We start from the raw sequence: 7350 nt of genomic DNA, 5'->3' as shown, positions 1-7350 counted from the left end.
CGACTGGAGACCACGTCCGAAGTCGCACCCGCCGAGCAGGTCTCCCTGGTCGATACGCAGACCTACCTCGCCCAGCAGGGGTACTACATCGGCCCGATCGACGGCCTCGCCTCGCCGGCGCTGACCGCTGCGGCCCAGGCCTATATGCGGGACCACCCCGGCCGGGCGCCCGGGCTCTAGCCGTTCGGCCGCACCAGGATCTTCACGTGCGCCTCGGGGTCGCCAAGCGCCGTGAACGCCCCGGCCACGCCGTCGAGCGCCACGGATCCGGTCACGAGGCCTGAAACGTCGATCACACCTTCGGCCAGCTGGCGCAGGGTGAGGGCGAATTCCTCGGGCGTGTAGCCGAACACGAAGGTGAGTTCGATCTCCTTGGTGATGGCGATCGACGGCTCGATCTTGTCGGTCTCCATGCAGACGCCGGCCACGACGATCTGGGCGCCGGCGGGCGCGGCCTCGATCAGGGCCTGCAGGACCCCGGGCGAGCCCACGCATTCGAAGACCACCGGCTGGGCGATGGCGTTGCCCATCATCCGCATCATCGTCTGGGCGGCGCGGCTGCGCGGGACGCCCCGCGTCTCCCAGCGCTCGTGGGGGTTCTCGACTGCGGGATCGACCACGACGTCGGCGCCCAGCTTCTCGGCCGCGGCCCGGCGACGGGGCGAGAAATCGGCCGCGATGACCGGGCCGTACCCCTGAGCCTTGAGCGCCGCGATCACGGCGAGCCCGACCGGTCCGCAGCCGACCACGAGCGAAACCGACTTGGGCTCCAGCTTGGCCTTGGCGACCGCGTGGGCGCCGACCGCGAAGGGCTCGGTCAGGGCCGCCTTGTCCGTCGGCAGGCCGTTGGGGACCTCCAGCATCATGGCCTCCGTCAACAGCATCTGTTCGGCGAAGCCGCCCGGCAGCCGGTTGGAGAAGCCCAACGCCTCGATCCCCCCGCCGTGCATCGTGACGGGAACGCTGACGACCCGCGTTCCGGCCTTGAGGGCCTTCAGCGAGCCCGGGCCATGATCCAGGATCTCGGCGCAGAACTCGTGGCCGAACACGGTGTCGGCGGCGGGATCGAAGCCGTTGTCAGGCGCCCCGGCCCGGCGCGACAGGTCGATCATGTGCTCCATGTGGTGCAGGGCGTGCAGATCGGAGCCGCAGATCCCGCAGGCCAGGGTCTTCACCAGCACCTGTCCCTCGGCGGGCCTGAGGTCCGCGATCTCGTCGCAGACCAGTCGCTTGTCGCGTCGGATCACGGCCTTCATGCGTTACTTCCCAACTTGTCATTCTTGTTCTTGGCAGTTGTATCCCCTAACCCTCGCGCCTCGGAATCACCAGGAGCGGTGTCGCCATGACCCTCGCCTTTCTCTTTCCCGGACAAGGCAGCCAGGCCGTCGGCATGGGCCAGGACCTGGCCGAAGCTTTCGCGTCGGCCCGCGAGGTCTTCCAGGAAGTCGACGAGGCGCTGAAGCAGAAGCTGTTCGCGCTGATGAAGGACGGTCCCGAGGATCAGCTCACGCTCACCGAGAACGCCCAGCCCGCGCTGATGGCGGTCAGCATGGCGGCGATGCGGACGCTCGAGAAGGAATTTGGCGTGAGCGTCGAAAAGGCGGCGTTCGTGGCGGGCCACAGCCTGGGGGAATATTCCGCCCTGGCCGCTGCCGGCGCCATCAGCCTTTCGGACACCGCGCGCCTGCTGAAGCTGCGCGGCCAGGCCATGCAGCGGGCCGTGCCGGTGGGGCAGGGCGCCATGGCGTCGCTGATCGGTCCGAAGACCGACCTCGCCTTGGCCGAAGAAGCCGCGAACGCCGGCGCGGAGGTTGGAGTCTGCGTCGTGGCCAACGACAACAACAACGGCAACGTCGTCATCTCCGGGGCCAAGGCGGCCGTCGACAAGGCCATCGAGAAGGCCAAGGAGCTGGGCGCGCGCGCGATCCCGCTCAACGTCTCGGCGCCCTTCCACTGCCCGCTGATGCAGCCGGCGGCCGACGAGATGGCCGAAGCTCTGGCCGGCGCCACGATCATCGCGCCGCGTGCGCCGCTGGTGGCCAACGTCATCGCAACCCCCACGAACGACCCGGAGGCGATCCGCCGGATGCTGGTGGAACAGGTCACGGGCCGCGTCCGCTGGCGCGAAAGCATGATCTGGATGGCCGAGACGGGCGGCGTCACCCGCTTCGCGGAGGCGGGCGCCGGCAAGGTGCTGTCGGGCATGGCCAAACGGATCGCTCCCGATGCGGAAGCCGTTCCCCTGAACGGCCCCGCCGACCTCGAAGCTTTCGCCAAGTCGCTCTAAGAGGCGCCCATGTTCGAACTCACCGGCAAGACCGCCCTCGTCACCGGCGCCACGGGCGGCATCGGCATCGAGATCGCCACCACCCTCCATGCCCAGGGCGCCCATGTGGTGCTCTCCGGAACCCGGGAGCCCGTCTTGCGGGACCTCGCGAGCCGGCTCGGCGAGCGGGCTTCCGTGGCCGCGGCCAACCTGGCCGATTCGGCGGCCGTCGACGGTCTGATCGAAGCGGCCGAGGCGGCCTCGGGTCGTCCGCTCGACATCCTCGTGGCCAACGCGGGGATCACGAAGGACGGCCTTCTGATGCGGATGAAGGACGAGGACTGGGAGACGGTGCTCAAGGTCAACCTGGAGAGCTACTTCCGCCTCAGCCGCGCCGCCATGCGCGGAATGATGAAGCGCCGCTTCGGCCGCATCATCGGCATCACCTCCGTCGTCGGCGTGACCGGCAATCCTGGCCAGGCGAACTACGCGGCGTCGAAGGCGGGTATGATCGGGTTCTCGAAGGCGCTGGCCCAGGAGGTCGCCACCCGCGGGATCACGGTCAACTGCGTGGCCCCGGGCTTCATCGCGAGCCCCATGACCGACGCGCTTAACGAGCAGCAACGGGCCGGAATCCTGGCCACCATCCCAGCGGGCCGGCTGGGGGCGGGGGGTGACGTGGCGGCCGCTTGCGCCTATCTGGCGTCCGACGAAGCCGGGTACGTCACCGGCCAGACCCTGCACGTCAACGGCGGCATGGCCATGATCTGACTATCGCGGGGCGTCCGGAACATGCTACCCGGCGCCCGAATTCGATCACCAAGGCGACAGTTGACTTCACGGTCCCCGTCGTCGATGCAAGCACTGACTAAGCCCTGAGGGACCTACCAAATGTCCGACGTTCTTGAACGCGTCCGTAAGATTGTGATCGAACACCTCGATGCCGACCCCGAGAAGGTCACCGAGAAGGCTTCCTTCATCGACGACCTCGGCGCCGACAGCCTCGACAACGTCGAGCTGGTCATGGCCTTCGAAGAGGAGTTCGACATCGAGATCCCGGACGACGCGGCGGAGCATATCCAGACCGTCGGCGACGCCGTGAAGTTCATTCAAGAGCGGCTGGGCGGCTAAGCCCGTCCGGACTAAGTTCCTGGAATCAAAGAGCCGCCGCGTCGCTGGGGAAGACCCGATGGCGCGGCGGTTCCGTTTCTGAGGTCATCGCCATGCGTCGAGTCGTCGTCACCGGCATCGGGCTCCTCACCCCGCTGGGGCAGGGGACCGAACTGAGCTGGAAGAAGATCCTGGAGGGCAAGTCCGGGGCCGGGAACATCACGGCCTTCGATGTGTCCGACTACGCCTGCAAGGTGGCGTGCGAAGTGCCCCGCGTGGACGGCCGCGGCGGGGGCGGGCCGGACATTCCGGGCTCGTTCGACCCCGACCAGACCCTGTCGCCGAAGGACCGCCGCCGGGTCGACGACTTCATCCTCTACGGCATCGCCGCAGCGGACGAGGCGGTGAAGGATTCGGGCTGGGAGCCCAAGACCGACGAGGACCGCGAGCGGACCGGCGTCATGATCGGCTCGGGCATCGGGGGTCTCGGCACCATCGCCGAGACGGCCATCGAGCTGCACGAGAAGGGCCCCCGCCGGGTCAGCCCGTTCTTCATCCCCTCGGCCCTGATCAACCTGGTCTCGGGCCAGGTCTCGATCCGCTACGGCTTCAAGGGCCCCAACCACGCCGTAGTCACCGCCTGCGCCACGGGCGCCCACGCCATCGGCGACGCGGCCCGGCTGATCAAGTACGGCGACGCCGACGTGATGATCGCTGGCGGGGCGGAAGCCAGCGTGGTGCCGGTGGGCATCGCCGGCTTCATCGCCTGCCGCGCCATGTCGACCGGCTTCAACGACGAGCCCACCAAGGCCAGCCGCCCCTACGACAAGGACCGCGACGGCTTCGTCATGGGCGAGGGCGCCGGCATCCTGGTGCTGGAGGAGCTGGAGCACGCCAAGGCCCGCGGGGCCAAGATCTACGCCGAGATCATCGGCTACGGCCTGGCGGGCGACGCCTATCACATCACCGCCCCGGCCGAGGACGGCGACGGCGGCTTCCGGGCCATGAAGGCGGCCATCAAGGACGCCGGCATCGACCCGGGCGACATCGACTACATCAACGCCCACGGCACCTCCACGCCCCTGGGCGACGAGATCGAGCTGGGCGCGGTCGAGCGGCTCCTGGGCAATGCGGCGGCCAAGGCCACCATGAGCTCCACCAAGTCGGCCACCGGGCACCTCCTGGGCGCGGCCGGCGCCATCGAGGCGGCGTTCAGCTGCCTGGCGATCCGCGACCAGATCGCCCCGCCGACCATCAACCTGGACAACCCCTCCGTCGAGACGCCCATCGACCTGGTGGCCCACAAGGCCAAGCCGATGGAGATCAATGTGGCGCTGTCGAACAGCTTCGGCTTCGGCGGCACCAACGCCTCGGTGATCTTCAAGAAGTACGCGTGAGCCGCGGCCGGATCAGCAGGAGGGCCGCGGGCGGGGGCGCCCTGATCGCCCTGGGCCTGGCCATGCTGATCGCCCTGGCGGGGGTCTGGACCTACGCCGGACCGGGCCCCAAGGCCCGGGAGGGCGCCTCCACCGTGGTAGTGCTGGAGCGCGGATCGGGCGTGAGCCGGATCGGCGAGACGCTGCAGGCGGCCGGGGTGATCTCGTCGGCGGGCCTCTTCGCCCTGGCGGCGCGGGTGACGGGCGCGGCGGGCGACCTGAAGGCGGGCGAGTACGAGTTCCGCACCGGCGCCTCCATGGCCAAGGTGCTGGGCGACATCCGCGCCGGCAAGGTGGTGCGCCGATCGATCACGATCCCCGAGGGCTGGACCAGCGGCATGGTGCTGGACGCGGTGAACGCCTCGCCCGTGCTGACCGGAACCGCCACGGAACCGCCCGAGGGCTCGGTCCTGCCCGACACCTACGACATCCAGCGCGGGGAGAGCCGCGAGGCGGTGATCCAGCGGATGCGCAAGGCGCACGACGAGGTGCTGGCCAAGCTGTGGGCCGAACGCCAGCCGGGCCTGCCGCTGGCCACGCCGCAGGAGGCGGTGATCCTGGCCTCCATCGTCGAGAAGGAGACGGGCGTGGCGGCGGAGCGGCCGCGGGTGGCGGCGATCTTCATCAACCGCCTGCGGGCCGGGATGCTGCTGCAGAGCGACCCGACGATCATCTATGGCCTGACCAAGGGCCGGCCGCTGGGGCGGGGCATCCGCGCCTCGGAACTGGCCGCCGAGAGCCCCTGGAACTCGTACAAGGTGGCCGGCCTGCCGCCGGGGCCGATCGCTAACCCCGGGCGGGAGTCCCTGGCGGCGGTGCTGAACCCGCCGAAGACGGACGAGCTCTATTTCGTGGCGGACGGGACGGGCGGCCACGCCTTCGCCACCACCTACGAACAGCACGAGAAGAACGTCCAGCGCTGGCGCCAGATCGAACGCGACCGCGCGGCGACGGGCGGGCGGTGATGGTCCGCGGCGCTGTGGGGCGTCGGGGTGCCTGGCGTCGACCACGAACCACACGAACCACACGAACGGGCCGTGCGGGCTGTGAGGCTGCGGGCGGTCCGGCGCGTCAGCGCCCGTATGATTCAACCGCAGAAAACGCAGAAGATCGCAGAAAGCCGGGGTCGCGGCCGGGACTGCGCTACGATCATTCTTCTTCTGCGCTTTCTGCGTTTTCTGCGGTTCAATTGACGGCGCCTGCGGCGCGGGGTGAGAGCTGATGCCGATCTCGGGGATGACGGGGTTTGGGCGGGCCGAGGGGGCGCACGCCGGGTGGACGTGGGCGGTCGAGGCGCGGAGCGTCAACGGCCGGAACCTGGAGGTCCGGTTCCGCGGGCCGCCGGGGTTCGAGACCCTGGACCGGGCCGCGCGCGAGGGCGCCCAGGCCCGCTTCCAGCGCGGCAACCTGACCGTGGGCCTCAACGCCAAGCGCAGCGAGGGCGCGGCGCAGGTGCGGGTGAACGTGGAGCAGCTGGAGCGCTACCTGGCCCTGGGCGCGCCGTTCATGCAGGACGGGCGGATCATGCCGCCCAGCCTGGACGGGCTGCTGTCGCTGCGGGGCGTAATCGAGGCGGACGACGCGGGGCTGGACCCGGAGGTGCAGGCCGAGGTCGAGGCCGCCATGGCCGCCAGCATCGCCGTGGCCCTGGATGGCCTGGCCGCCGCCCGGCGGGAAGAGGGGACGGCCCTGCTGAGCGTGCTGCACGCCCAGGTGGACCGGATCGGCGACCTGGCCGGGCAGGCGCGGGACGTGGCGGCCGGCCAGCCGGCGGCGATCAAGGCCCGCTTCGAGGCGCGGCTGAAGGAGCTGGCCGGCGAGGCGGCCACCGAGGAGCGGATCGTGCAGGAGGCCGCCGCCATGGCGGTGAAGGCCGACGTGCAGGAGGAGCTGGACCGGCTGCGCACCCACGTGGAGGCGGCCCGCGGGCTGCTGGCGTCGGATGGGGCGGTGGGCCGGCGGCTGGACTTCCTGACCCAGGAGTTCATGCGCGAGGCCAATACCCTGTGCTCCAAGTCGCAGGCCGGGGCCCTGACGGCGGTGGGCCTGGACCTGAAGGCGACCATAGAGCAGTTCCGCGAGCAGGTGCAGAATGTGGAATAGCGCGGGGGCGCGGCGGGGGGCGTGCGTTCAACCACGAACCACACGAACCACACGAACGGGTCGTGCGGGCTGCGAGGCCGGAGGTCTTCTTGCGTGCCAGCGCCGATATGATTCAACCGCAGAAGACGCAGAAGGACGCAGAAGGCCGGGGTCGAGGCGGGACGCGCGCCTGGGTCTTTGTTCTGCGTTTTCTGCGGTTCAACTGACAGCGCCTGCGGCGCGGGGCGGCAAGGTCCGAGATGCCTGGGCCCGTTCGTGGGGTTCGTGTGGTTCGTGGTTCAGGACACGCACGCCCGCGGCGCGCTTGGCGGGCGGCGGGGACTTGGTGTCTAAGGGCGGCTTCGCGGCCAGAGGGGCAGTGGGTTGACGCCGGACGATCATCATAAGCCTTGGGAGACGGTGCGGCGGGGGCTGCTGCTCCTGGTGTCGAGCCCG

At 70.0% G+C, this 7350-nt stretch carries 8 protein-coding genes; 7 read left to right on the top strand and 1 reads right to left on the bottom strand.

Going from position 1 to position 7350, the window contains the following annotated elements; all coding sequences use genetic code 11:
- Positions 1-180 (top strand): hypothetical protein (locus AX721_RS28015; RefSeq protein ID WP_197422616.1); only part of this gene is annotated, 180 nt, incomplete at its 5' end.
- On the opposite strand, the gene AX721_RS16840 is transcribed toward AX721_RS28015, so the two are convergent.
- Positions 177-1256: a zinc-binding dehydrogenase gene (locus tag AX721_RS16840; protein ID WP_068877155.1), complete on the bottom strand. Its 1080-nt coding sequence runs from the start codon at positions 1254-1256 to the stop codon at positions 177-179. The genes AX721_RS28015 and AX721_RS16840 overlap by 4 nt on opposite strands.
- An 86-nt stretch (positions 1257-1342) precedes the next feature.
- On the opposite strand from AX721_RS16840, the gene fabD reads away from it, so the two are divergent.
- The 6 genes from fabD to AX721_RS16810 all read left to right on the top strand — a co-directional run bounded on the left by fabD (position 1343) and on the right by AX721_RS16810 (position 6915).
- Entirely contained in the window at positions 1343-2287 is a 945-nt protein-coding gene (fabD, locus tag AX721_RS16835) for an ACP S-malonyltransferase (protein WP_068877154.1), read from the top strand.
- Positions 2288-2296: 9 nt separating this feature from the next.
- Complete coding sequence (gene fabG / locus AX721_RS16830; protein ID WP_068877153.1) at positions 2297-3037, top strand: 3-oxoacyl-[acyl-carrier-protein] reductase; 741 nt, start codon at positions 2297-2299, stop codon at positions 3035-3037.
- A gap of 120 nt (positions 3038-3157) precedes the next feature.
- Positions 3158-3397, top strand: a complete 240-nt coding sequence (locus tag AX721_RS16825) for an acyl carrier protein (RefSeq protein ID WP_068877152.1) — start codon at positions 3158-3160, stop codon at positions 3395-3397.
- 92 nt (positions 3398-3489) lie between these two features.
- Complete coding sequence (fabF, locus tag AX721_RS16820) at positions 3490-4773, top strand: beta-ketoacyl-ACP synthase II (protein WP_068877151.1); 1284 nt, start codon at positions 3490-3492, stop codon at positions 4771-4773.
- Positions 4770-5777, top strand: a complete 1008-nt coding sequence (gene mltG / locus AX721_RS16815; protein ID WP_068877150.1) for an endolytic transglycosylase MltG — start codon at positions 4770-4772, stop codon at positions 5775-5777. The genes fabF and mltG overlap by 4 nt, the downstream gene beginning before the upstream one ends.
- Positions 5778-6033: 256 nt before the next feature.
- Positions 6034-6915 carry a YicC/YloC family endoribonuclease gene (locus AX721_RS16810; RefSeq protein WP_068877149.1) on the top strand — a complete coding sequence of 294 codons (882 nt, stop codon included), beginning with the start codon at positions 6034-6036 and terminating at the stop codon, positions 6913-6915.
- Positions 6916-7350 lie beyond the last annotated feature (435 nt).

It is taken from the genome of Phenylobacterium sp. CCH9-H3 (assembly GCF_001557235.1).
Taxonomy (GTDB): Bacteria; Pseudomonadota; Alphaproteobacteria; order Caulobacterales; family Caulobacteraceae; genus Phenylobacterium.
The sequence above is the reverse complement of the archived record's forward strand: the minus strand, read 5'-3'. Positions and strand labels throughout refer to the sequence as shown.

Bases quoted from the DNA above. Each gene is read 5' to 3' on its own strand.
- AX721_RS16840 (WP_068877155.1), bottom strand. From the start codon at position 1,256: ATGAAGGCCGTGATCCGACGCGACAAGCGACTGGTCTGCGACGAGATC.
- fabD (WP_068877154.1), top strand. From the start codon at position 1,343: ATGACCCTCGCCTTTCTCTTTCCCGGACAAGGCAGCCAGGCCGTCGGC.
- fabG (WP_068877153.1), top strand. From the start codon at position 2,297: ATGTTCGAACTCACCGGCAAGACCGCCCTCGTCACCGGCGCCACGGGC.
- AX721_RS16825 (WP_068877152.1), top strand. From the start codon at position 3,158: ATGTCCGACGTTCTTGAACGCGTCCGTAAGATTGTGATCGAACACCTC.
- fabF (WP_068877151.1), top strand. From the start codon at position 3,490: ATGCGTCGAGTCGTCGTCACCGGCATCGGGCTCCTCACCCCGCTGGGG.
- AX721_RS16810 (WP_068877149.1), top strand. From the start codon at position 6,034: ATGCCGATCTCGGGGATGACGGGGTTTGGGCGGGCCGAGGGGGCGCAC.